Source organism: Frigoribacterium sp. CFBP 13707 (assembly GCF_014842245.1).
Lineage (GTDB): Bacteria > Actinomycetota > Actinomycetes > Actinomycetales > Microbacteriaceae > Frigoribacterium > Frigoribacterium endophyticum.
Window position 1 is genome coordinate 1 of the sequence record NZ_JACYVL010000009.1, and the last position, 21,968, is coordinate 21,968.

Below are 21,968 nucleotides of genomic sequence, written 5' to 3' on the forward strand. Positions count from 1 at the left end.
CGACACGATCGGGTCGAGGTTCTCCCAGTACGGGGTCTCCGTCACGGTCACGGTCTGTTCTCCGGTGGCCAGCGGCGCCGCGATCTCGGCGGTCCACGTGCCGTCGGGCAGCACGGAGGCGGCGCCGAGCGTCGTCGAGCGGGTCACGTCGCTCGTGATGAGGACGCGCGAGCCGGGGATGCCCTCACCGCTGAAGGTCGTCGTGTCGGCGGCGACCGTCTCGCCCTCGGCGGGCGACGACACGTCGAGGGGGAAGGTCTCGCCCGCGGTGTTGCCCTCGGTCACGACGAGGTCGACGACCGTGCTGGGCGACCTCGTGCCGTCGCCGCGGGTGGTGAAGAGCTCGACCTGCTCACCGGCGTGCTCGGCGGCGACCTGGAGGAAGAACGCGCCGTTCCAGGCGGCCTCGGAGGCGCCGGCGAAGGAGCCGTCGACGAGGGCCGTCGCACCCGGGACGATGTACTCGTCGGGGAAGTAGTTCGTCGTCGCGGCGATGTAGAAGCGGCCCTCGTCGCCGTCGCGGAAGACGTGGTGAACGATGGGCGCCTCGATGGGCGACGCCGCGGGGGCCTCGACGAGCTCGAGCGGGATCTCGAGCGGGGCGCTCTCGGCGCCGCCGCGGAGCCCGGTGACGACCGCTGTGCTGCCGAGCAGCGCCGGGTCGAGGGTGAAGGCGAAGCGGCCCTGGGGGCCACGGATCGTGTCGACCTCCTCGCCGTCGATCGTCATGCGCGACTCGAAGGCGTTGTTCGCGATGACCCGGACGACGAGCTTGCCCTCGTCGTCGTACGAGATCGACCAGAGCTTCGGCAGGACGGGCTTCTCGCTGGGCAGCAGGTCCGCGACGACGGAGAACGCCGCCCCGGCCCGCTGCGTCGGAGCCGACTTCCAGGTGGGCGTCTCGGTGACGGTCGTCTCGTAGCTGCCGACGGGCAGGGTCGTGGAGGTGCAGCTCCAGTCGCCCGACGACTGTACGCGCGTCTCGCACAGGGCCGAGTCGGTGCCGGCGCCCGCTGCGTTGCGGGTCACGACGATCTCGGAGTTCGGGATCGCGGTGCCGGCGAACGTGGTCACGTCGTCCGTCACGACGTCGCCAGCGGCAGGCGACTCGACCTCGAGCGGGAAGACCTCGGAGGCGGTGTTGCCCTCGGTCTCGACGAGATCGACGTCGACGAGGTCGCCGACGAGGCCGGAGCGGGTGGCCTGGATCTGGATGGTGGACCCCGCGTGCTCCTTCGGCACGCGGAGCGAGAACGCACCGTTGCTGTCGGCGGCGTCGTAGACCAGGCCGAGCGTCGGGGCCACGACGACCGCACGCTCGAACATCATCGGATCAGCGGCGACGGTGCCCTCGACGACGAGCACGTCGTCACCGTAGTCGGTGACCGCGTGGACGATCGGAGTGTTCGGGGCCTGGTCCTCCCCCGGGGCGAGGAAGGGCTCGAGGGTCATCTCCACCGGGGCGCTGGTGCCGACGCCTCCCGGCCCGCGTGCCGTCAGGGTCATGGTCTTGCCGGCGTGCTCTCCGCTGATCAGGAGCGTGAACCGGCCCTGGTTCACCGGCGGCAGGCCGCCGCCCCCGCCGGGCACGTCGACGTAGACCATGTCGGCTCCGAGGGCCACGCCGCTGACGGCGAAGGTGTTCGGCTCGAGGACGTCGATGCGGCGCACCTGCGGGGCGGCGACAGCGGTGGTCGTCGCGCCGATCGACGAGGTGGGCCCGGCCGCCTCCGGGCCGGCGCTCTGGGGGGAGGGGGCCGCGAGTGCCGCGGCGGGGTTGAAGGCGCCGACCGCGAGGGCCGCGAGGCCCACCGTGGTGAGGCCGGTTCTGATCGTGCTCATGTCTTCTTCCGGATGGAGGGAAAGGGAAGACCGATCGGGGCGGCCGTCCGATATCTTACATCCGAGATCATGAGCGCGAGACGCGCGGCGGCGTCAGTCGATGGAGCGCTGCACCGCCTTCACCGGCAGCATCAGCAGCAGCCCGGCGAGCAGCACGAGCGCGATGCCGATGATCCCGTACCGGGTGTCGCCCGTGGCCGACACGAACAGCGTGAAGAGCCCCGGTGCGAGGAAGCTCACGGCGCGCCCCGTCGTCGCGTACAGCCCGAAGATCTCGCCCTCGCGCCCGGGCGGCGTGACCCGCGCGAGGAAGGAGCGGCTCGACGACTGGATGGGCCCGACGAAGAGCGCGAGCGCCAGCCCGAACACCCAGAAGAGGGAGGCGGTCGTCCCGATCGCGAGCACCCCGAACGCCGCGAGCACGAGGCCGGCGAGCGACCCCACGATGATCGCCTTCGCGCCCAGCCGGTCGTCGAGCCAGCCGCCGACGAACGTGCCGACGCCCGCGACGAGGTTCGCCCCCACCGCGAAGTAGATGACCTCGCTCGGCGAGAAGCCGAACACCTGCGCCGCGATGATCGCGCCGAAGGTGAAGACCGCCGCGAGCCCGTCGCGGAACACGGCGCTGGCGAGCAGGAACATCAGCACCTGCCGGTTCGTGCGCCAGAGCTTCGCGATCGTCGCGCCGAGCACCCGGTACGACCCGATCAGCCCCACGCGCGGGCCGGAGTCGCGGGTCGAGACCGGGGGCTCGGGCACGGCCACCAGCACGGGCACCGCGAAGACCGCGAACCAGACGGCGGCGACGACGATCGAGAGACGGACGTCCCACGCGCCTCCCTCGGTGCCGGTCGGGACGCCGAACAGGCCGCCGCGGCCGTCCACGCCGAAGCTCTGCAGGAAGGCGACGAGCAGGAGGACGAGCAGCACGATGCCGCCGACGTAGCCGAGCCCCCAGCCGAAGCCGGAGACCTTGCCGATCGTCTCGCGCGTGGAGACCTGCACGAGCATCGCGTTGTAGCTGACGCTCGCGAACTCGAAGAAGATGTTGCCCGCCGCCAGCAGGGCGGCGCCGGCCACCAGGTAGGCGGGTGCAGGGGCCACGAAGACCATCGCCGCCATGGCGACGACCACGAGCGCGGTGTTGACGCCGAGCCAGAGCTTCCGCTTGCCCGAGCCGTCGCTGCGCTGGCCGAGCACCGGCGCGAGCAGCGCGATCAGCACGCCCGCGATCGTCAGCGCCGTCGAGATCACCGTCGCGTTGTCGGCCTTCGCGAGCACGAGGCCGGGGTTCCGGGCGTCGTCGCCCGCGGCCGCCACGATCGAGGGGTCGACGAATGCGCCGCTCGCGAGGTAGGTGCTGAAGACGAACGAGGTGACGACCGCGTTGAACGCGGCCGAGCCCCAGTCCCAGAGGGCCCACGAGACGACCCGGCGACGGGGGATCGCGGGGGTGGCGGCGAGCGGCGGCGCGGCGGTCATGGGGGTCAACCTAGTGGGCACGGGTGTCCGGCGATCTCGTGGCCGGCGCCGCGCCTCCTCGTCCCCCGTCCCGGCGTCATCTTGAGTCATGCACGCTCAACTCTCAGCTGGCTGGCTTGACCTCGCGACGAGCGTGAGTAAAGTTGAGCCTGGCCGACTCAAGGGTCGGCCCCCTGACTTCCCGCATCACCCCGCACCACGAAGGAGAACAGCACATGGCCCGTGCAGTAGGAATCGACCTCGGAACCACCAACTCGGTCGTCAGCGTCCTCGAGGGCGGCGAGCCCACCGTCATCGCGAACGCCGAGGGCCTCCGCACGACCCCCTCGGTCGTCGCCTTCACGAAGGACGGCGAGGTGCTCGTCGGCGAGACCGCGAAGCGCCAGAACGTCACCAACGTCGACCGCACCATCGCGTCGGTCAAGCGCCACGTCGGCACCGACTGGACGGTCGAGATCGACGACAAGAAGTACACCCCGCAGGAGATCTCGGCGCGCATCCTCGGCAAGCTCAAGCGCGACGCCGAGCAGTACCTCGGCGAAGACGTGACCGACGCGGTCATCACCGTGCCCGCCTACTTCAACGACTCCGAGCGCCAGGCGACGAAGGAGGCCGGCGAGATCGCGGGCCTCAACGTGCTCCGCATCATCAACGAGCCGACCGCCGCGGCCCTCGCCTACGGCCTCGACAAGGGCAAGGAGGACGAGCTCATCCTCGTCTTCGACCTCGGCGGCGGCACCTTCGACGTCTCCCTCCTCGAGGTGGGCAAGGACGACGACTTCTCCACCATCCAGGTGCGCAGCACCTCGGGCGACAACCGCCTCGGCGGCGACGACTGGGACAACCGGATCGTCGAGCACCTCATCGAGAAGTTCAAGAGCCAGAACGGCGTCGACCTCTCGACCGACAAGATCGCGAAGCAGCGCCTCAAGGAGGCGGCGGAGCAGGCCAAGAAGGAGCTCTCGTCGAGCACCTCGACCAGCATCCAGCTGCCCTACCTGACGCTCACCGCCGACGGCCCCCTCAACCTCGACGAGACCATCTCCCGCTCGCAGTTCGAGCAGTGGACGAGCGACCTCCTCGAGCGCACCAAGAAGCCCTTCAACGACGTCATCAAGGAGGCGGGCGTGAAGGTCTCCGACATCGCGCACGTCGTGCTCGTCGGCGGCTCCACCCGCATGCCCGCCGTCAGCGAGGTCGTCAAGCAGCTGACCGGCGGCCAGGAGCCCAACAAGGGCGTCAACCCGGACGAGGTCGTCGCCGTCGGCGCGGCCCTCCAGGCCGGCGTGCTGAAGGGCGAGCGCAAGGACGTCCTGCTGATCGACGTCACCCCGCTGAGCCTCGGCATCGAGACCAAGGGCGGCGCGATGACCAAGCTCATCGAGCGCAACACGGCCATCCCGACCAAGCGCAGCGAGACCTTCACCACGGCCGACGACAACCAGCCGTCCGTCGCGATCCAGGTCTTCCAGGGCGAGCGCGAGTTCACCCGCGACAACAAGAACCTCGGCACCTTCGAGCTGACCGGCATCGCGCCGGCCCCCCGCGGCGTCCCGCAGATCGAGGTCACCTTCGACATCGACGCCAACGGCATCGTCCACGTCTCCGCGAAGGACAAGGGCACCGGCAAGGAGCAGTCGATGGTCATCTCCGGCGGCTCGTCGCTGTCGAAGGACGACATCGAGCGCATGGTCCGCGAGGCGGAGGAGCACGCTGCAGAAGACAAGGCGCGTCGCGAGGCCAACGAGGTCCGCAACAACGCCGAGCAGCTCGTCTACTCGATCGAGAAGCTGATCAAGGAGAACGACGAGAAGCTGCCCGCCGACGTCAAGTCCGAGGTCCAGGCCGACGTCGACGCGCTGAAGACCGCCCTCGCCGGCGACGACGACTCGGCGATCAAGCCCGCGTTCGACACGCTGAACGAGAGCCAGTCGAAGCTCGGCCAGGCGATCTACTCGCAGGGCCAGGCCGACGAGGCCGCCGCCGGTGCCGCCGGTGCCGAGGGCGCACCCGCCGACGGCCAGGCCTCCGGTGACGACGAGGACATCGTCGACGCCGAGGTCGTGGACGACGACGAGAACGACAAGAAGTAGGTCGACCGATGACTGACGAGCAGAACCGCGCTCCCGACGAGGAGCCCGTCCGCCCCGAGGCCAGCGCGGGGGTGCCGTCGGAGGACGGCGGCACCGCCGCGGTCGACGGCGCCGACGACCTGGTCGAGGCCGAGGCCCCCGACGTCGAGGTGCCCGCGGGCGCCGAGGCGCCGGAGGGCGCGGCCGCCGCGGCCGAGCAGATGGCCGCCGAGGGCGCCGCCGGGGCCGAGCCCCTCAGCGCCGACGACGAGGCCATCCTCGACCAGGCCAGCACCGACCTCGTCGCCGACATGCGGCAGGACATGCTGCGGGCCCAGGCCGAGCTGGTCAACTTCCGCAAGCGCGTCGAGCGCGACCGTGAGGCGAACCGCGAGGCCGTCGTCGCCGAGGTCATCCGCTCGCTGCTGCCCGCGCTCGACGACCTCGTCCGCGCCGAGAAGCACGGCGACCTCGCCGAGGGCCCGATGACGGTCATCGCGCAGAAGATCCGCGGGGGGCTCGACAAGTTCGGCCTCACGCAGGTCGGCGCGGCGGGCGAGGTCTTCGACCCGACGATGCACGACGCGCTCGTGCAGCTGCCGAACGCCGACGTGACGGTCAACACCGTCGCCGACGTGATCGAGCCGGGCTACAAGATCGGCGACCGGGTCATCCGGGCCGCCAAGGTCGCCGTCCACACCCCGCAGTAGCCCTGCACCTCCACGGCGCGAGCCGTGACCGCGACGCGAGTCGCGACGGGCGGTGGGCTCCTCGACGAGGGGCCCACCGCCTCCCCCGTTCTTTCCTCCGGTGGCCGTGCCACCGGACACACGCAAGAGAGGAGGTGCCCGATGGCGAGTCAGGACTGGTTCGACAAGGACTTCTACGCGATCCTCGGCGTCTCCAAGGACGTCACCCCGGCCGAGCTGAAGAAGGTCTACCGGAAGCTGGCGCGGAAGTACCACCCCGACAGCAACCCGGGCGACGCCGCGGCCGAGGCGAAGTTCAAGGAGATCAGCGAGGCGAACTCGGTGCTCTCCGACCCGGAGCAGCGCAAGGAGTACGACCAGGTCAGGGCCATGGGCTCGGGCGCGCGCTTCACCGCGGGCAGCGGCGGCCCCGGAGGCGGTGGCGGCGGCTTCGAGGACGTCTTCGGCGGCATGTTCGGAGGCGGTGGCCAGCGCCCGCAGTTCCGTCAGGGCGGCGGCGGTGGCGGCGGCTTCGAGGACATCTTCGGCGGCATGTTCGGAGGCAGCGGCGGCGGCTTCGGTCAGACGAGCGGTGGCTACCGCGGCTTCGGCGGCCCGCAGAAGGGCCGTGACATGACGGCCACGACGACGCTCGACTTCCAGACCGCCGTCGTCGGCGAGACCATCTCGCTGCAGGCGTCGAACGGCAAGCCGATGAAGGTGCGCATCCCCGCCGGCGTGCACGACGGCCAGAAGATCCGGCTCCGCGGCCGCGGGGAGTCCAGCCCCGACGGCGGCGAGCCCGGCGACATGGTGCTCACCATCGCCGTGCGCCCGCACCCGGTGTTCGAGCTCGACGGTGCGAACCTGCGCCTCGACGTGCCCGTGACGTTCACGGAGGCCGCGCTCGGCGCGACGATCGAGGTGCCGACGCTCGGCGGCGAGCCGGTGCGGCTCCGCGTCGCGCCGGGCACGCCGTCCGGTCGGGTGCTGCGCGTCAAGGGGCGCGGCGTCTCGACGAAGACCGGCACGGGCGACCTGCTGGCGACGGTGCAGGTGGCCGTGCCGAGCCACCTCAGCGACGCGGCGCGCGAGGCCGTCGAGGCCCTGGCGGCGGCGTTGCCGGCCGAGAACCCGCGCGACGACCTGATCGCGCGGGCCCGGGGCTAGCCTCGGCAGCACCAGGGCCGGGCAGCAGGGCCAGCACCGGCAACAGGCCCGGCACCGGCAGGCCCGGCACCAGCACCACGAGCAGGAGGGGACGACGATGGCGAGACAGGACGCGGGGCAGTGGCCCCTCGACGAGCACTCGCCCGTCTTCGCGATCGCGATGGCGGCCGAGCTCGCGGGCATGCACGCCCAGACGCTGCGCCAGTACGACCGGCTCGGCCTCGTCGTGCCGCAGCGCACGGCCGGCAAGTCACGGCGCTACTCGATGCGCGACGTCGTGCAGCTGCGCGAGATCGCGCGGCTGGGCGGCGAGGGCGTCTCGCTCGAGGGCGTCAAGCGCATCCTCGAGCTCGAGAACCAGGTGACGGCGCTGCAGTCGCGGGTGCGCGAGCTGGAGCGGGCGCTGGCCGACGAGCTGGTCAACCGGCCCGGTGCGCGCGTGTTCGCGGCGGGCGAGAGCGGCGTCGTGCCGCTCCGGCACGGCACCCGGCCCACGCGGCAGACCTCGGTCGTCGTCTGGCGGCCCCTTCAGTAGAGCCCCCCAACGTCGAGTGGTCACGAACTGCTGCTCTCGCGTCAGCGAGCAGCACTTCGTGACCACTCGGTGCCTGAGGCGGGTGCGGCGGGTTCCCGTCACTCCCGGCGGGTCGGCGCCGTCCCGCCTGCGAGGACGTCGACCCGCCGCACCCTCGGTGCCGTGCGCCGTCTCCACCACCCCGACGTCGAGTGGTCACGAACTGCTGCCCGCGCGTCAGCGAGCAGCACTTCGCGATCACCCGGCGCCACGGTCGGGGACGACGGGCCGGGGCGGCCCGGTAGCCTCGTCCGGTGATCGACTTCGAGCAGCTCCGCCGGTGGCCCGACGTCGAGGCCCCCGAGCTCGTCGCGCACGACGCGACTGACCGCCTCCTGCTCGACACCGCGCAGGAGGCGCTGGTCGCCCACCCGGAGCACGTCACCATCATCGGCGACCGCTACGGAGCCCTCACCCTCGGCGCCGCCGAGTTGGTCGGCCCGCACGAGCTCCGCGTGCACCAGGACGCCCTCTCGGGCGAGCTCGCCCTCGTGGCTAACGCGGAGCGCCTCGGCAGCAGTGCCTCGTGGCGCTCCCTGCCGCTCGACCCCTCGCTCGTGGAGGGCGCCCGCGTGGTGCTCCTGCAGCTGCCGCGCGGCCTCGACGCGCTCGACGAGATCGCCGAGCTGGTCGCTGCGCACGCGCACCCCGAGGTGCAGCTCGTCGCCGGAGGCCGCGTCAAGCACATGACCCCGGCGATGAACGACGTGCTGCGCCGCCACTTCGGCACCGTCTCCGCCGGTCTCGCCCGGCAGAAGTCGCGCCTCCTGACCGCCTCCGGTCCGCGGTCCGACACCGGAGCCACCGCCTCCTCGGCTGCGAGCGCCTGCTCGGCTGGCACCACTTCGACGTGGCCTCGCTCCGAGCGGCACGGCGACCTCGTGGTCGTCGCACACGGCGCGGCCTTCGCCGGCTCATCGATCGACGTCGGCACCCGAGCACTGCTGGAGGCGCTGGCCGTCGGGGCGCCCGAGGCGTCGCACGTGGTCGATCTCGGGTGCGGAACGGGGGTGCTCGCCGCCTCCTGGGCGCTCGCGCACCCCGAGGCGCACGTCGTCGCGACGGACCAGTCGGCGGCCGCCGTGGCCTCGGCCCGCGCGACGGCCGACGCGTCCGGCGTCGGTGACCGGGTGGAGTCGCGGCGTGACGACGCGGGAGCCTCCCTGCCCGCAGGCTCCGCCGGCCTGGTGCTGCTCAACCCGCCGTTCCACGTCGGGGCGACCGTGCACGCCGGCCTCGCGCACAAGCTCTTCGCGGCGGCCGCGCGCCTGCTCGAGCCGGGCGGGGAGCTCTGGTGCGTCTGGAACTCGCACCTCGGCTACCGCAGCGCGCTCGAGCGCACCGTCGGGCCGACGCGTCAGGTCTCGCGCGGGCCGAAGTTCACCGTGACGGTGTCCACCCGCCGCTGACCCCGCCTCTTCTCCTCGTACTTCTCTCGTCAGTTGCCACTCTGGGGGCCTCTGAACGCCCGTGAACCCCTCACAGTGGCAACTGACGCGAGGCAGCAGTGATCGAGGTGACTCTTCCCGGGCCCTGCTCGGGGCGGAGGGCCCAGCAAGAGTCACCTCGATGGCACCGAGGTGATCCGCGCGGGGATCAGTTCGTCGCGTGCCCGTCGGCCCCGTCGGAGTCGTCGAGGCGGAGCGATGCCTCGATGTAGGCGAGGAGCGCGTGCGCGTAGGCCGTCTCGGGGTCGGCGGCGACGTGCACGGAGTCGGGCCCGGTGGCCAGAGCGCCGTCGAGGGCGACGGTGACGCGGTACGCGAGGGGCTCACCGTCGACGAGCACGCGCGTGAGCGACACGAAGGTGCTGCCGAGCAGCTCGCGGAGCTGGTCTTCGCGGGGCAGCCAGAGGGCGTCGTCGGCCGCGACGGAGTCGAGGGCCCACTCGGTCGTGCCGTTGAAGCCGAGCACGGTGCCCGTGGGGTGCTCGTGGGCCTCGATGGTCATGTCGCTGAGGGTGAAGACGTCGCCGACGCCCTCGTCGCTGTCGACGAGGCGCTCGACGACGAAGCGATCGCCGGGGGAGGGGCGCCAGCGCAGCCCGGCGTCTCGGAGGCGGCGGGCGAGGTCGACGTCGATCATGGGCTCATCCTGCCCCGCCCGTCTGGCAGCGGGCGACGAACCGCCCCGGCCGCGGTGCCCGCCGCCTGACCCGCTCGCGGTGAGCTGGCGGCCCGACCTCAGGGTCTCACCGGCACCCCGCCCACGGTCTGCGTGACGACGAGCTCGTTGTCGCCCAGGTCGAGGCCCTCGACGGTGGTGCTCCAGGTGCCGTCGCTCTCCGCGACGGCGGTGGCGGAGTCGCCGACCGCGACCGTCGCGCCGGGCGTCGCCGTGCCCCTGACAGCAGCCACCCTGCCCTGCGCGTCGACCGAGACCACCTCGGCGGTGAGCGCCGCCGCGGCGATGGGCGTGTCGACCGTGCCGGTGACGTCGTAGAGCTTCGCGTTCAGGGCGCCGGTCATCGTGAACCCGAGGGCGGGCGTGCCGACGGGGGCGTCGAGGGGCGTCGAGACGCGAGGGGCCCAGCGCAGGTCGCCGCCGGCGTCGAGGGCCGAGCCGGTGCCGGGGAAGGCGTACGAGTAGGTCGACCCGTCAGCCGAGCGGTGCCCCGAGACGAGGTCCCACGACGCGGACGCGGGGGCGTCCTGCCAGGTGGTGGCGGAGCCCGCCCGGTACTCCGCCTCCAGGGTGTCCTGCCCAGGGGCGAAGGTGGTGCCGGCCGGTGCCGTGAGCGCGACGGTGCCCGGGGCCGACTGCGTCCGCTCGGTGAACTCGACCGCCACGGTGACCGCCGTGTCGCCGCCGCGGAGGAGGGTCTGCGGGGTCGCGTCCACCTGCCGGACCAGCCCGGGGACGACCTGGGGGTCGATGGTCACCGTGACCCGGACCGAGCTGCCGATCGTCGTCGTCCCGATCTTCTGGACGACGGTGAGGGTGTTCGCCCCTACGGCCAGCCCGGAGACGGTCATGCTCCAGGCGCCGGTGGTGGTGCTCGCGGTGGTGTACCTGCTGCCGATCTCGACCCGGGCTCCCTTCGTCGCGACGCCCGTGATCACCGCCGACCTGCCGACGTGGTCGGTCGAGGCGACCCTCGCGGTCAGCGGGGTCGTCACCGGCCTGGTCACGGTGTACGAGGTGTTCCAGTTCGTCTTCGTCCAGCCCCAGCCGTTGCCCCAGGAGTGGACGTAGAGGGTGCGGGTCGTGCCCTCGGCCCACCACGACGGCCAGGTGCTCGTGCCGGAGGGGATCTCACTGCCGGGTGACGAGAGGGGCTGCGAGCTGGTCGACACGAGCAGGCGACAGTTCGACACGTTGCACTGCGGAGTGCCCCGCACGGTCAGCCCGACGTGGTCGCTCTGAAGGGAGACGCCCGTGGGCGGGGAGACCGTGAGGAAGAGGCGGCTGCCGTCGGTCGAGCTGGGGGGCGTCGGCGGAGCGGCCTCCGGCGAGGGAAGAGCCGCGGTGTCCTCCGTCGGGCCGCTCGGCGCGGCGTCGGGCTCGTGCGTCACGACCGTCGCCGCGGAGGCGGTGGTGACGCCGTCGTCGACCGGTGACGCCTGGGCGGTCGACGAGCCAGGGGCCAGGGCGAGGCTGCCGATGAGCAGGGTGATCGCCAGCCCGGTCGTGAGTGCCTCTGTCGTACGTCGTCTCACGGGTCGCCTTCTTCCGGGGCAGGGCCGAGGGCATCTCGGTCGGTGGTGGTGACATGCGCATGTCGCATGACAGTGATGCGGTCAGGACGACGATAACGCATGTGAGGAGATCTCTTGCGCACCTGTGGACGAGCGCGGATCCGAGGGTGGGACGACGGACCGCCCCGGTCTCCGCGCCCGCTGTTGCGGGGCGGTGACCGGGGCGGTCGCCTGGTGCTGTGGTGCTGTGGTGCTGTGGTGCTGTGGTGCTGGTGTCGCCGGTCGACTACTCGCGGATGGCGGAGGGGTCGATGGAGGCGACGCGGCCGATGGTGCTGCCGGTGGCGCGGAAGTCACCGATGGAGCTGGTGCCCTCGTAGGTGTAGTCGAGCTGGCGGTTGCCGGCCGACGCGGTGCGCGAGGTGAACACCTCGACGAGGTAGCGCAGCTGCTGCTCGGCCGGGATGGCTCGGGCGGGCAGCTGGAATGTGATCTTCGTGCCGTTCTCGCTGATGACGCCGCCGGTCAGGTCGAGCGACGCGTCGCTCTCCCAGCCGCCGGCGGTGCCGCTGCGGCGCTCGCCGAGGATGGTGAGGCCGTCCTGGAAGATCGTGTCCTTCGGGGCGGTGAAGGTCACGGTGCCGGTGGCGTCGTCGCGGGCCTCGTTGTTCTGGACGACGATCGGGATGATCGAGGTCGTGTTGCGCGGCAGGTTGACGCGGGTCTGCTGCACGCCGACGAGCGTGCCGCCCTCGACCGAGGTGAACTCGACCGTGGCCTCGTCGTGGACGGTGCCGCCGATCTCCTGGCTGACGGTGACCTCGAGGTCGCCGGTGCCCGTGAAGGGCGCGGTGATCTCGTAGCTGCCGTCGGGGCGGATCGTCTCGGTGACGTCGCCGATCGTGACCTGCTGGCCGGGCGTGCCGCTGCCGGTGACGACGACGGTCTGGGCGATGTCGTTGCGCTGCGCGACCGTGGCCGTCAGGGGCAGGGGCGCCTTGGCGACCGTCGACGCGTCGGGAGCCGACGAGGTGTAGCTGGTCGGCGGCGTGAACACCGTGGTGATCGTGCCGTCGGCGGTCGGCTTGCCCGTCGAGACGACCGGGAAGGTGATGTCGCCGGCGGCGGCGTACTCGCGGTTCTCGGTCGTGGCGTTGGTGACCTTGACCTCGACGGTCTGGCGACCCTCGGAGTCGGTGGCGACGACGTGCTCGGTGGTCCAGCCGTCGACGGTCTCGGTGGCGGGCAGGTCGCCCGCCTCGAAGCCCTCGGGCAGTGTGGTGGTCCAGGAGAGCGACTCGCCCGGGCGGACGGTGGCACCGGTGGGGCTGGTGCCCGTCTGGGTGGTGATCGTGACGGTGCCCTCGGTGCCCTCAGTGAACCAGCCGTCGGCCTCCGACGTCACGGTGACGTCGTTCGCGCCGAGGCTGGTGGTGAGCGCCGGGACGACCGCGTCGAGGGTGACGGGGTCGCCGTAGTCCTCGCCGGCGATGCTCTGCTGCACGACGAGCTGGTTCGAGCCGACCTGCAGGCCCTCGACGGTCATGCTCCAGTTGCCGTCGTCCTGGACGACGGCTTCCTGGTCACCGATGGTGATGGTGGCGCCGGGGGTGGCGGTGCCCGAGACGACGGCGGTCTTGGCGATCGGGTCGACCGACACGACGCTGGCGACCGTGGGCTGCTCGTTGACCTCGATGGTGGTGGTGGTGCTGCCCTCGGCGCGGAAGGGGTTGCCCGGCGTGGAGCCGGCGAAGACGTAGCCCATCGACGACGAGCCGGCGGCCGCGACCAGGGGCGTCTCGACCTGGAACTCGTACCGCCACTGCTGGCCCTCGACGTGGCCACCGCTCGACGGTCCCTGGGTGAAGGTCATCTGGGTGCGATCGGCGTTCAGCGTGCCGCCAGTGAGCCCGGTGGTCGCGCTCGTGCGCCACTCACCCGTCGTGCCGTTGCGGTACAGGCCGGGGACCGTGGTCTGGCCGGCCGCGAAGGTCGTTCCCGCCGGTGCGGTCACGGTGACGGTGCCGGAGACTGCCTCGCGACGTTCGTTGAACTGCACGACGAACGGCACGGAGGTGGTCTCACCGCGCACCAGCTCGACGCCGGGCTGAGGCACCGGCACGACCGTGCCGCCCTCGACGATGGTCACCGTGATCGGGACCGAGTTGCCGACCTGGACGTTGTTGATCTTCTGGACGACGGTCAGCGGGTTGGCGCCGGCGGCGAGACCAGGGACGGTGAGCGACCATGCGCCCGTGGTGGCGTTCGCGACGACCGAGACGTCGCCGATCTGGACCGTCGCGCCACGGGTGGCTGAGCCTGAGATCACGGCCCTCCCCGCCAGGTGGTCCACCGACGTCACGGATGCCGAGAGCTGCGCGATGGGGGTGATGGGGGTGAGGTCACCGACCGCTTTGTAGCCAGGATTTCCGACCCCGATTCCCCATTGATTGGTGCTGCCCAGCCGGCCGCCCGCCGAGGTGTTGGAACCCCAGATCGTGCCGTCGGAGAGCACCCGGAAAGACGCACAGGACGATCCCGAGTTGGCCATGAGGTAGTACTGGAAGGAGCCCGTGTGGACGAAGCCCAGGCATGCCGGTGCCGTGAGCCTGAACGTCCCGTCGGCGTTCTCCGTCGCGGTGAGCTCCGAGGCGCTGTTCTGGGCAGAACTGAGGGTCGTGTGGCGCGAGAAGTACGGATTGTTGGGGGTCGTGCGGAAGGCCAGGTATCTCCCCGGTGACTCTTCGAGGATGAGCTTGTAAGGGGAGGCGTTGACACCGACGCGCCCGTCGCTGGATCTCTTGGCCTGTCCTGGCTCCTGCGCCCCTGTTGCCGGGTTCGAGTCTGTGTCGTTCGTGAGCTCGCTCGCATCCGACGTCATGGCCTCGACGGGGTCGACCGGGTCAGACGGGAGGGGCGACACGAGACCGGGCGTCGTGGGTGCAGGTGTCGTCGCCGGCGAGGCCGAGAACGCCGTCGAGCCGAAGCTCAATCCGGTGACGACCGTGGCCACGGTGAGCCCGGCCGCCCCGGCGGCTATCAGTTTCTTCTTCATGTAGTGAGTTCTTCCTGGTCGGGCGGCACCGACAGAGCTGGCCGCGATCCTGATATGTTACGCACCTCACTCGACATGTCCAAAGTGGCGGGCGAAGCGGGAGGGGTGACCAGGTGAGGGGCCAGGGTGAAGGCTCGGCGTCGCCGGAGGGCCTCACCCGCGCGGCGCGAACCCCCGCAGCGGCGCGACGAGCTCACCGTCCGTACCGCGTTCCTGCACGAAGTCGATCGACCAGGTGAACGCCTGCAGGGTGCCGATCCGCCACGACCAGGTTCCGTCGGGGGCGACCACCGCACGGCCGAGCTGCAGGCCCTTCGTGTTGAGCACGTCGATCAGGGCGCCGGGCTTGCCCGTGCCGGCGAACGTGTACGCCGTGTACACGGGGTAGCCCGCGACGATCTGCGACGCCGACGGCGTCGTCAGCCGCGGAGCGTCGACGGCGGGGGCGAAGCCGCGCACCATCGTCGACGACGGGCGGTAGGTGCCCTCGTCCTGCACGAACGCCATCGACCAGAGGTACGACCCCATGTCGGCGCGCGTCCACGACCAGGTGCCCTCGGGGCCGACCCGCGCCTCCCCCAGGCGGAAGCCGCTGAGGTTCGTCACGCCGACGAGCGCCCCGGGGCGACCCGTGCCGCGGAAGGTGAACGGGGCGTCGGGCACGTAGCCCCGCGCCAGCTGCGCCGCGTCGGGCGTCGTCACCGCGATCTGCGGGCCCTGCGCCGGCACGAAGCCGAGCAGCCGCGTCTCGCGCTCCCGCGGCGTGCCCGCGTCCTGCACGAAGACGAGGCTCCACTCGTACGTGCCCATGTTCGGCCGCGTCCACGACCAGGTGCCGTCGGGCAGCACCGACGTGCTGCCCAGCGGCAGTCCCTTCGTGTTGAGGACGGTCAGGGGGGCCAGCGGCCGGCCGGTGCCCCGGAACGTGTACGGCGCGTCGGCCGTGTAGCCGTCGGCGACGTGGGCCGGAACGGTCAGCACGGGAGCGGCCGAGGGTGCGGGCTCCGTCACGGTGTAGGTCGCTCCCTGCACCTCGAACGCGCCTCCGGCACCTCCAGACCCGACGGCCGTCCAGGTCAGCTCCGAGTCGTCGGGCTCCGCGTCGAGCGGGGTCGCCACCGCCAGGTCGAAGCGCAGCTCGTCGCCGTCGGCGTGGCCTGCCGCGAATCCGCTCGTGTCGAGCGTGAAGGAGGCGCGGGTCGCGCCGTCGCCGACGCTCCCGCCCCGCAGGTCGAGGCTCGCGTCGCGCCGCCACGTCTCGTCGCCGCCCGGCCGCCACCACCCCGCCGCCGTGTCGGCGGCCACGAAGGTCGAGCCGGCCGGGGCCTCGAGGGTCACCGTGCCCACGAGGGAGGGTCGCGCCGCGTCGACGCTGAGGGCGATCGGGACGACAGCGGTCGTGCCCGCGTCGAGCCGCACGGGGTCGAGCAGCACCGGCGACAGCCCGCCCTCAGCGATCGTCGCGTGGGGGAGGACCATCGGAGCGGGGTCGGCCGCCGTGGCTCCGGAGGGAGAGGCGGGGGAGGTCGACGGGGCCGTCGTCGGTGCGGCGGCCGACGGCGTCGGCGTCGCGGTCGGCGTCACCGACGGGTCGGGAGTCGGCGTCGCGCCGGCGGACGTCAGCGGGGCCGCGACGAGGCCGAGGGCGAGGGCTCCGCCGAGGGCGGCGGAGCGGAGGGGGCGGGGGAGTCTGGTCATCGACGTCGTTCCTCGAGGTGGGGCTGTGGGGGACGAGACGACCCTGGCGCAGATGCCGACCCGAGTCAATGAGAGATGTGACATGTCGAGAATCGCCTGGTGCCCTCGAGCTTGTGCAGGGAGCTTGCGCACCCACCGTCCGTGCGTAGACTTGAGTCGGTTCAACTCAAGTTCGGGCAGCGCGCCCGACCGAGACGTTCTGAGAGAGGCACCACCCATGGCGAACATGCAGGGCGCTCCGGCTTCCGACGAGAAGCAGAAGTCGGCGCTCGACCAGTACGGCGTCGACCTGACCGCGATCGCCCGGAGCGGCAAGCTGGACCCGGTCATCGGTCGCGACAGCGAGATCCGTCGCGTCAGCCAGGTGCTGACGCGGCGCACCAAGAACAACCCCGTCTTGATCGGCGAGCCCGGCGTCGGCAAGACCGCCGTCGTCGAGGGGCTCGCCCAGCGCATCGTCGCGGGCGACGTCTCCGACAGCCTGAAGGACAAGCGGCTGGTCAGCCTCGACCTCGCCGCCCTCGTCGCCGGCGCGAAGTACCGCGGCGAGTTCGAGGAGCGGCTCAAGGCCGTGCTGAAGGAGATCGCCGAGAGCGACGGCCAGGTGATCACCTTCATCGACGAGCTGCACACCCTGATGGGAGCGGGCGGCGGCGACGGCAGCGTCGCGGCGGCCAACATGCTCAAGCCGATGCTCGCCCGTGGCGAGCTGCGCATGATCGGGGCGACGACCCTCGACGAGTACCGCCAGTACATCGAGAAGGACGCCGCGCTCGAGCGCCGCTTCCAGCAGGTCTACGTCGGCGAGCCCAGCGTCGAAGACACCGTCGCCATCCTCCGCGGCCTCAAGGAGCGCTACGAGGCGCACCACGGCGTCACGATCACCGACGGTGCCCTCGTGGCGGCCGCCTCCCTCTCGGCTCGCTACATCCCCTCCCGTCAACTGCCCGACAAGGCGATCGACCTGGTCGACGAGGCTGGCTCGCGCCTCAAGATGGAGATCGACTCGTCACCCGTCGAGCTCGACCAGCTCTACCGCGGCCTCGTGCGCCTCCAGGTCGAGGAGCTCGCGCTCGCGAAGGAGAAGGACGATGCCTCGCGCGCCCGCCTCGCCGCCCTGCGCGAGCAGATCACCGAGCAGAAGGCCCGCTACGACGCGCTGAACGCCCGCTGGCAGGCCGAGAAGGCCGCGCTGCAGGGCGTCGGCACGCTCCGCAGCGACCTCAACGAGGCCCGCATCGACCTCGACCGAGCCATGCGCGAGGGGCGCTACGCCGACGCGTCCAAGATCAACTACGAGACCATCCCCGACATCGAGAAGCGCCTCGCCGAGGCCGAGTCGTTCGAGGAGTCGGGCGAGCGGCTCGTCAACGACAGCGTCACCGACGCCGACATCGCCGAGGTCGTCGCAGCGTGGACCGGCATCCCGGTGGGGCGCCTCCTCAGCGGCGAGACTGAGAAGCTGCTGCACCTCGAGAGCGAGCTCGGTCGCCGCATCATCGGCCAGCGCGCGGCTGTCCAGGCCGTCTCCGAGGCGGTGCGCCGCACGCGTGCCGGCATCAGCGACCCCGACCGGCCGACCGGCTCCTTCCTCTTCCTCGGCCCGACCGGCGTCGGCAAGACCGAGCTCGCTAAGGCGCTCGCCGACTTCCTCTTCGACGACGAGAAGGCCCTCGTGCGCATCGACATGAGCGAGTACGGCGAGAAGCACAGCGTCTCGCGGCTCGTCGGCGCCCCTCCCGGCTACGTCGGGTACGAGGCGGGCGGCCAGCTGACGGAGGCGGTGCGACGTCGGCCGTACAGCGTCGTGCTCATGGACGAGGTCGAGAAGGCCCACCCCGAGGTGTTCGACGTGCTGCTGCAGGTGCTCGACGACGGGCGCCTCACCGACGGCCAGGGCCGCACCGTGGACTTCCGCAACACGATCCTCGTGCTCACGTCGAACCTCGGCTCGCAGGTGATCACCGACCCCCGCCTCAGCGACCCCGAGAAGGAGGAGCTCGTGCAGGGGCTCGTCCGCCAGGCGTTCAAGCCCGAGTTCGTCAACCGGCTCGACGACATCGTCGTGTTCTCGACGCTGACGGCCGACGACCTCGGCCAGATCGTGTCGCTGTACGTCGACCGCCTCGGTCGACGCCTGACCGACCGTCGGCTGCAGCTCGCCGTCACGCCCGACGCGCGGGCGTGGCTCGCCGAGCGCGGCTTCGACCCGATCTACGGCGCCCGGCCGCTCCGCCGCCTGATGCAGCGGCAGATCGACGACCAGCTCGCGATGGCCCTGATCGGCGGACGGATCGTCGACGGCGACACGGTGCTCGTCGACGTCGAGCCGGGCGCCGAGTCGCTCAGCGTGTCGCGCTCGGAGGTCGGCGAGCCGACCGCCGAGTCGCTCGACGACCTGCCCTAGCGGGCAGCCGCCGCCGGTGGGCGGGCGAGTGCGACCTTCTCGGGCGGGCGTGACCGCCCGGCCGCGTCGAACTCGCCCGTCGAGCCGCGCGCGGGGCCGCTCGCGGCGTGCGCGGGGGGCCCGCTACGCGGTGTCGCCGGCGCGTGCCGCCGCCACGAACTCGCGGATCAGCGCGACGCTCTTCACCCCGCGCGACGACTCCACCCCCGAGCTGACGTCGACCCCGGCGGGTCGCAGCTCCGCGACGCGGGCAGCGACGTTCTCGGGGTCGAGCCCTCCGGCGAGCAGCCACTCGCGGTGGGGCGGGGCGTCGAGCAGCGGCTGGCCGTCGAAGACGGCGCCGGCACCGGGGGTGACCGCGTCGATCAGCAGCAGGTCTTCTCGGAAGGCGACCCGCGCCTCCTCGGGCTCGGCCGCGTAGGTCGCGACGTCGACCGCGCGCACCACCCGGAGCCTCGCAGCGTGCGCGGCCGCGACGTCGGCGGGCGACTCGTCACCGTGCAGCTGCACCGTGGTCAGGCCGGAGGCGCGGGCCAGCTCGATCACCCGCTCGACGCCCTGGCCCCGGAACACGCCGACCGCCTCGACGTGCTCCGGCACCCGGGCCGCCAGCTCGCGGACGGTCGCGGCGTCGACGGTGCGGGGGCTGCCCTCGGCCAGCACGAAGCCGACCGCGTCGGCCCCCGCCTCGACGGCGGCGTCGACCGTCTCGGGGGTGGAGAGACCGCAGATCTTGACCCAGGTGCGCATGCCCCCAGTCTGCCCTCCGCTCGGCGGAGTCTCCGTGGTCACCTGTCAGCTGGTCCCGCGGCCGCCCTGCCGCTCGCCCGGTCAGGCGCGCGGAGCGAACGCGTCCACGGTCGCCGACTCCGACCCGGGGCGACCCTCGTCGCGGATGAACGTCAGGTACCAGACGGTGTAGCCCATGTTCGTCCTCGTCCACGACCAGGTGCCGGCCGAGGTGACCTCCGCCTCGCCGAGCCGGAGGCCGTTCCGGTTGCGCACCGTGATCGTCGACAGCGGCGTCGCCGTGCCGCGGAACGTGTACGGCTGCGCCGGCACGTACCCCTGCAGGAGCTCGGCCTGCGTGGGGTTCGTCACGGTGACGGTGTCCGTCTGCGGCCCGAAGTCGCGCACCTCGGCCGACTGCTCGGCGGGCAGCCCCGCGTCGGCGACGAACCGGAGCGCCCAGACTGTCGTGCCCATGTTCGTGCGGGTCCAGCTCCAGGTGCCGCCCGCCGTCGCCTGCAGGCTGCCGAGTCGCAGCCCCCGGAAGTTCCGCACCTCGACCGTCGCCCGTGGACGGCTCGTGCCCGTGAACGTGTAGGGCGCTCCGACGACGTACCCGACCCGGGGGTCGGCGGGCTGCGTCACGACGACGGGCACGACGGGCGCGGGGGCCGGCGCCGCCGGACCGAAGCTCGTCAGCCGCCACTCCGACTGCCGGGGCTCGCCGAGGTCCTGGTAGAAGACCATGCTCCAGACGTAGCTGCCCATCAGGGTCCGCGTCCACTCCCAGGAGCCGCCCGGTCCGACCTCGGCAGTGCCCAGGCGCAGGCCCTTGCTGTTCTCGATGGTCACCGGGGCGCCGGGTCGCCCGGTGCCGCGGAAGGTGAAGGGGCGGCCGAGCTCGTAGCCGGCCGCGATGCCGGCGGCGTCGGGCGTGGTGAGCGTGATCGGCGCCGAGGAGGCGTCGTCGACGATGCGCACCGGTGCCGTGCCCGTCGCCTGGAACGCCCCCTGGCCCGAGGTGCCCCGGTAGCGGTAGCCGAGCGCGAGGTCGGCGCCGTCGGCCGCGTCGGCCGGCGTCGCCACCGGCACGGTGTAGCGGTACTGCTCGCCGCCCCCGTGCGGGCCGGAGGCGCGGGTGCCGACGAGCGTGCGGCCCGCGTCGCTGATCGCCACGGCCTGCAGGCTCATCTGCGGGGCCGGCCGCCAGTCGCCCGAGCTGCCCGGCCGCCAGGTCGTCTCGACCGTCGCGTCGACGGGGAAGGTGGTGCCCGCGGGGGCCGTGAGGCGCACGCTCACCTCGTAGCCGGTGCGCGGCTCGGAGTTGGCGACGACGAACGACACGTCGGTGCTCCGGCCCTGGACGAGGTCGGTGCTCGCCACGGTGACGGGGGTGATCGTGCCGAAGTCGGGCCCGTCGTCGACGACGGTGATCGGGGCGGCGGCGTCGAGCGCGTACGCGTAGCTCACGCCCGTGCTGCGGAACGAGAAGCCGATCTCGTGGTCGCCCAGCGCCGAGCCCTCGGCCACGAGCACCGGCGACCACTTGAGCGCGAGCCCGACGGGGATCGCGCCCGCGTCGCCCGGGAAGCGGTACGCGTAGCTCCGGCCGTCGGCCGAGCGCGCCCCCTCGACGAGATCCCACCCGGTGGGCACGGGCTCCCAGCCCGCCCGGCCCTCGAGGCGCTGCTGGGCGGGCAGCCGGGCCTGGCCGGGCGCGAAGGTCGTGCCCGCCGGCGCGGTGAAGGTCAGGGCGCCGGCCGCGTCGCCGCCGCCCGCGTGCCCGAAGCGGACGCCGACCTCGACCGGCGTCGGCTGCTGCACGGGGACGCGCGGCCGCCCGAGGTCGATGCGCGTCAGCTCCGCGATCGTGATGGACAGGGTCGGGTCGGCCGCCGCGGGCTCGGCCGCGGACGCCGGGGCGGCGGCCGGGACGGCGAGCGCGCCGGCCGCCAGCGTGAGGGCCGCGAGCGTCGCCGTGGCGGCGCGTCGGAAGGTCGTGATCATGCCGTGGTGCCTCTCGTCTCGCGCCCCCGATCAGGAGCGACGACACGAAATGTAACATTGATACGGACCGTTCTGACAACGCCTGTGAGCAGAACGCGCGAGGTGCCGCTACCGGGCGACGACCGAGTTGCCCGTGCCGTTCTCCGCCTCCTCGCCGAGGATCTCCGGCGCGTCGCCGCCGTGCTCGATCGTGTTGTCGTTCCCGGTCAGGTCGAGGCGCCCGACGCTCTCGACGCGGATCGTCGAGCCGTTGCCCATCACCCCGAGGTCGCCGACGGGGCCGAGGTCGGCGGTGCCGCCGTCGCCGAGCACGAACACCGTGCCGCAGCCGTCGGGCAGGCTCAGCTCGGTGGTCTCGTCGGTGAACTGCATGTAGGCGATGCCGTCGACGCACTCGTTGTCGGGCTGGCCCTCGGCGGTGGGCGACGACTCGGGGGTCGTGGCCGCGCCGCTGGGGTCGTCGGTCGACACGGTCGTCGTGGTGCACGCCGTGACGGCCAGCAGGACGGCGGCGGCGGTGGCGAGGGCGGCGGGAAGGGTCTTGACGGGCATGGGGGCCTCCGGTCTGTGGTCGTTCTGGGCGGGGCGGGTCGCCGCCGGGGCGA

Annotated in this window: 15 protein-coding genes; 6 read left to right on the plus strand and 9 right to left on the minus strand. The window is 72.3% G+C overall.

Annotated elements, in window-relative coordinates:
- Together IFT45_RS13260 and IFT45_RS13265 are read right to left on the minus strand one after the other, a co-directional pair.
- The coding region (locus IFT45_RS13260) for a hypothetical protein (RefSeq protein WP_192128702.1) at nucleotides 1–1,842 on the minus strand (1,842 nt) is incomplete at its 3' end.
- Between the two features lie 93 nt (nucleotides 1,843–1,935).
- A complete protein-coding gene (locus IFT45_RS13265; RefSeq protein ID WP_192128703.1) occupies nucleotides 1,936–3,324 on the minus strand; it encodes an MFS transporter in 1,389 nt (462 codons plus the stop codon).
- A 215-nt stretch (nucleotides 3,325–3,539) separates the two neighbouring features.
- On the opposite strand from IFT45_RS13265, the gene dnaK reads away from it, so the two are divergent.
- From dnaK to IFT45_RS13290, 5 genes are all read left to right on the plus strand, one after another.
- Nucleotides 3,540–5,417: a molecular chaperone DnaK gene (gene dnaK, locus IFT45_RS13270; RefSeq protein WP_192128704.1), complete on the plus strand. Its 1,878-nt coding sequence runs from the start codon at nucleotides 3,540–3,542 to the stop codon at nucleotides 5,415–5,417.
- Nucleotides 5,418–5,425: 8 nt separating this feature from the next.
- Nucleotides 5,426–6,106, plus strand: a complete 681-nt coding sequence (locus IFT45_RS13275; protein WP_235491224.1) for a nucleotide exchange factor GrpE — start codon at nucleotides 5,426–5,428, stop codon at nucleotides 6,104–6,106.
- A gap of 141 nt (nucleotides 6,107–6,247) precedes the next feature.
- Nucleotides 6,248–7,255 carry a DnaJ C-terminal domain-containing protein gene (locus tag IFT45_RS13280; protein WP_185230997.1) on the plus strand — a complete coding sequence of 336 codons (1,008 nt, stop codon included), beginning with the start codon at nucleotides 6,248–6,250 and terminating at the stop codon, nucleotides 7,253–7,255.
- 97 nt (nucleotides 7,256–7,352) lie between these two features.
- A complete protein-coding gene (locus IFT45_RS13285; RefSeq protein ID WP_056056026.1) occupies nucleotides 7,353–7,790 on the plus strand; it encodes a heat shock protein transcriptional repressor HspR in 438 nt (145 codons plus the stop codon).
- Between the two features lie 293 nt (nucleotides 7,791–8,083).
- Complete coding sequence (locus IFT45_RS13290) at nucleotides 8,084–9,238, plus strand: methyltransferase (protein WP_192128706.1); 1,155 nt, start codon at nucleotides 8,084–8,086, stop codon at nucleotides 9,236–9,238.
- A 187-nt stretch (nucleotides 9,239–9,425) separates the two neighbouring features.
- Here the strand turns inward: IFT45_RS13290 and IFT45_RS13295 are convergent, their stop codons facing one another.
- From IFT45_RS13295 to IFT45_RS13310, 4 genes are all read right to left on the minus strand, one after another.
- Nucleotides 9,426–9,914, minus strand: coding sequence for a pilus assembly protein CpaE (locus tag IFT45_RS13295; RefSeq protein WP_192128708.1), 489 nt, complete (start codon nucleotides 9,912–9,914; stop codon nucleotides 9,426–9,428).
- 98 nt (nucleotides 9,915–10,012) lie between these two features.
- The gene (locus IFT45_RS13300) at nucleotides 10,013–11,488 is read right to left on the minus strand and encodes a hypothetical protein (RefSeq protein WP_192128710.1); all 1,476 of its coding nucleotides are present in this window, start codon (nucleotides 11,486–11,488) and stop codon (nucleotides 10,013–10,015) included.
- Between the two features lie 265 nt (nucleotides 11,489–11,753).
- A complete protein-coding gene (locus IFT45_RS13305) occupies nucleotides 11,754–14,522 on the minus strand; it encodes a hypothetical protein (RefSeq protein WP_192128712.1) in 2,769 nt (922 codons plus the stop codon).
- Nucleotides 14,523–14,675: 153 nt separating this feature from the next.
- Complete coding sequence (locus tag IFT45_RS13310) at nucleotides 14,676–16,220, minus strand: hypothetical protein (RefSeq protein WP_192128714.1); 1,545 nt, start codon at nucleotides 16,218–16,220, stop codon at nucleotides 14,676–14,678.
- Nucleotides 16,221–16,437: 217 nt separating this feature from the next.
- Here IFT45_RS13310 and IFT45_RS13315 point away from each other — a divergent pair, with 217 nt between their 5' ends.
- Nucleotides 16,438–18,627 (plus strand): ATP-dependent Clp protease ATP-binding subunit, encoded by a 2,190-nt coding sequence (locus tag IFT45_RS13315; RefSeq protein WP_192128716.1) that lies wholly within the window; start codon nucleotides 16,438–16,440, stop codon nucleotides 18,625–18,627.
- A gap of 123 nt (nucleotides 18,628–18,750) precedes the next feature.
- On the opposite strand, the gene IFT45_RS13320 is transcribed toward IFT45_RS13315, so the two are convergent.
- The 3 genes from IFT45_RS13320 to IFT45_RS17645 form a co-directional block, all read right to left on the minus strand.
- Complete coding sequence (locus IFT45_RS13320; RefSeq protein WP_192128718.1) at nucleotides 18,751–19,377, minus strand: phosphoribosylanthranilate isomerase; 627 nt, start codon at nucleotides 19,375–19,377, stop codon at nucleotides 18,751–18,753.
- Between the two features lie 81 nt (nucleotides 19,378–19,458).
- Entirely contained in the window at nucleotides 19,459–21,363 is a 1,905-nt protein-coding gene (locus IFT45_RS13325) for a hypothetical protein (protein ID WP_192128720.1), read from the minus strand.
- A 108-nt stretch (nucleotides 21,364–21,471) separates the two neighbouring features.
- Nucleotides 21,472–21,915, minus strand: coding sequence for a DUF3060 domain-containing protein (locus IFT45_RS17645; RefSeq protein ID WP_192128722.1), 444 nt, complete (start codon nucleotides 21,913–21,915; stop codon nucleotides 21,472–21,474).
- Nucleotides 21,916–21,968 lie beyond the last annotated feature (53 nt).

What these genes read in the sequence shown, in the direction of transcription:
- IFT45_RS13295 (WP_192128708.1), bottom strand. Translation starts at nt 9,914, where the DNA reads ATGATCGACGTCGACCTCGCCCGCCGCCTCCGAGACGCCGGGCTGCGC.
- IFT45_RS13315 (WP_192128716.1), top strand. Translation starts at nt 16,438, where the DNA reads ATGGCGAACATGCAGGGCGCTCCGGCTTCCGACGAGAAGCAGAAGTCG.
- IFT45_RS13280 (WP_185230997.1), top strand. Translation starts at nt 6,248, where the DNA reads ATGGCGAGTCAGGACTGGTTCGACAAGGACTTCTACGCGATCCTCGGC.
- IFT45_RS13265 (WP_192128703.1), bottom strand. Translation starts at nt 3,324, where the DNA reads ATGACCGCCGCGCCGCCGCTCGCCGCCACCCCCGCGATCCCCCGTCGC.
- IFT45_RS13325 (WP_192128720.1), bottom strand. Translation starts at nt 21,363, where the DNA reads ATGATCACGACCTTCCGACGCGCCGCCACGGCGACGCTCGCGGCCCTC.
- IFT45_RS13285 (WP_056056026.1), top strand. Translation starts at nt 7,353, where the DNA reads ATGGCGAGACAGGACGCGGGGCAGTGGCCCCTCGACGAGCACTCGCCC.
- IFT45_RS13275 (WP_235491224.1), top strand. Translation starts at nt 5,426, where the DNA reads ATGACTGACGAGCAGAACCGCGCTCCCGACGAGGAGCCCGTCCGCCCC.
- IFT45_RS13320 (WP_192128718.1), bottom strand. Translation starts at nt 19,377, where the DNA reads ATGCGCACCTGGGTCAAGATCTGCGGTCTCTCCACCCCCGAGACGGTC.
- IFT45_RS13310 (WP_192128714.1), bottom strand. Translation starts at nt 16,220, where the DNA reads ATGACCAGACTCCCCCGCCCCCTCCGCTCCGCCGCCCTCGGCGGAGCC.
- IFT45_RS17645 (WP_192128722.1), bottom strand. Translation starts at nt 21,915, where the DNA reads ATGCCCGTCAAGACCCTTCCCGCCGCCCTCGCCACCGCCGCCGCCGTC.
- dnaK (WP_192128704.1), top strand. Translation starts at nt 3,540, where the DNA reads ATGGCCCGTGCAGTAGGAATCGACCTCGGAACCACCAACTCGGTCGTC.
- IFT45_RS13305 (WP_192128712.1), bottom strand. Translation starts at nt 14,522, where the DNA reads ATGAAGAAGAAACTGATAGCCGCCGGGGCGGCCGGGCTCACCGTGGCC.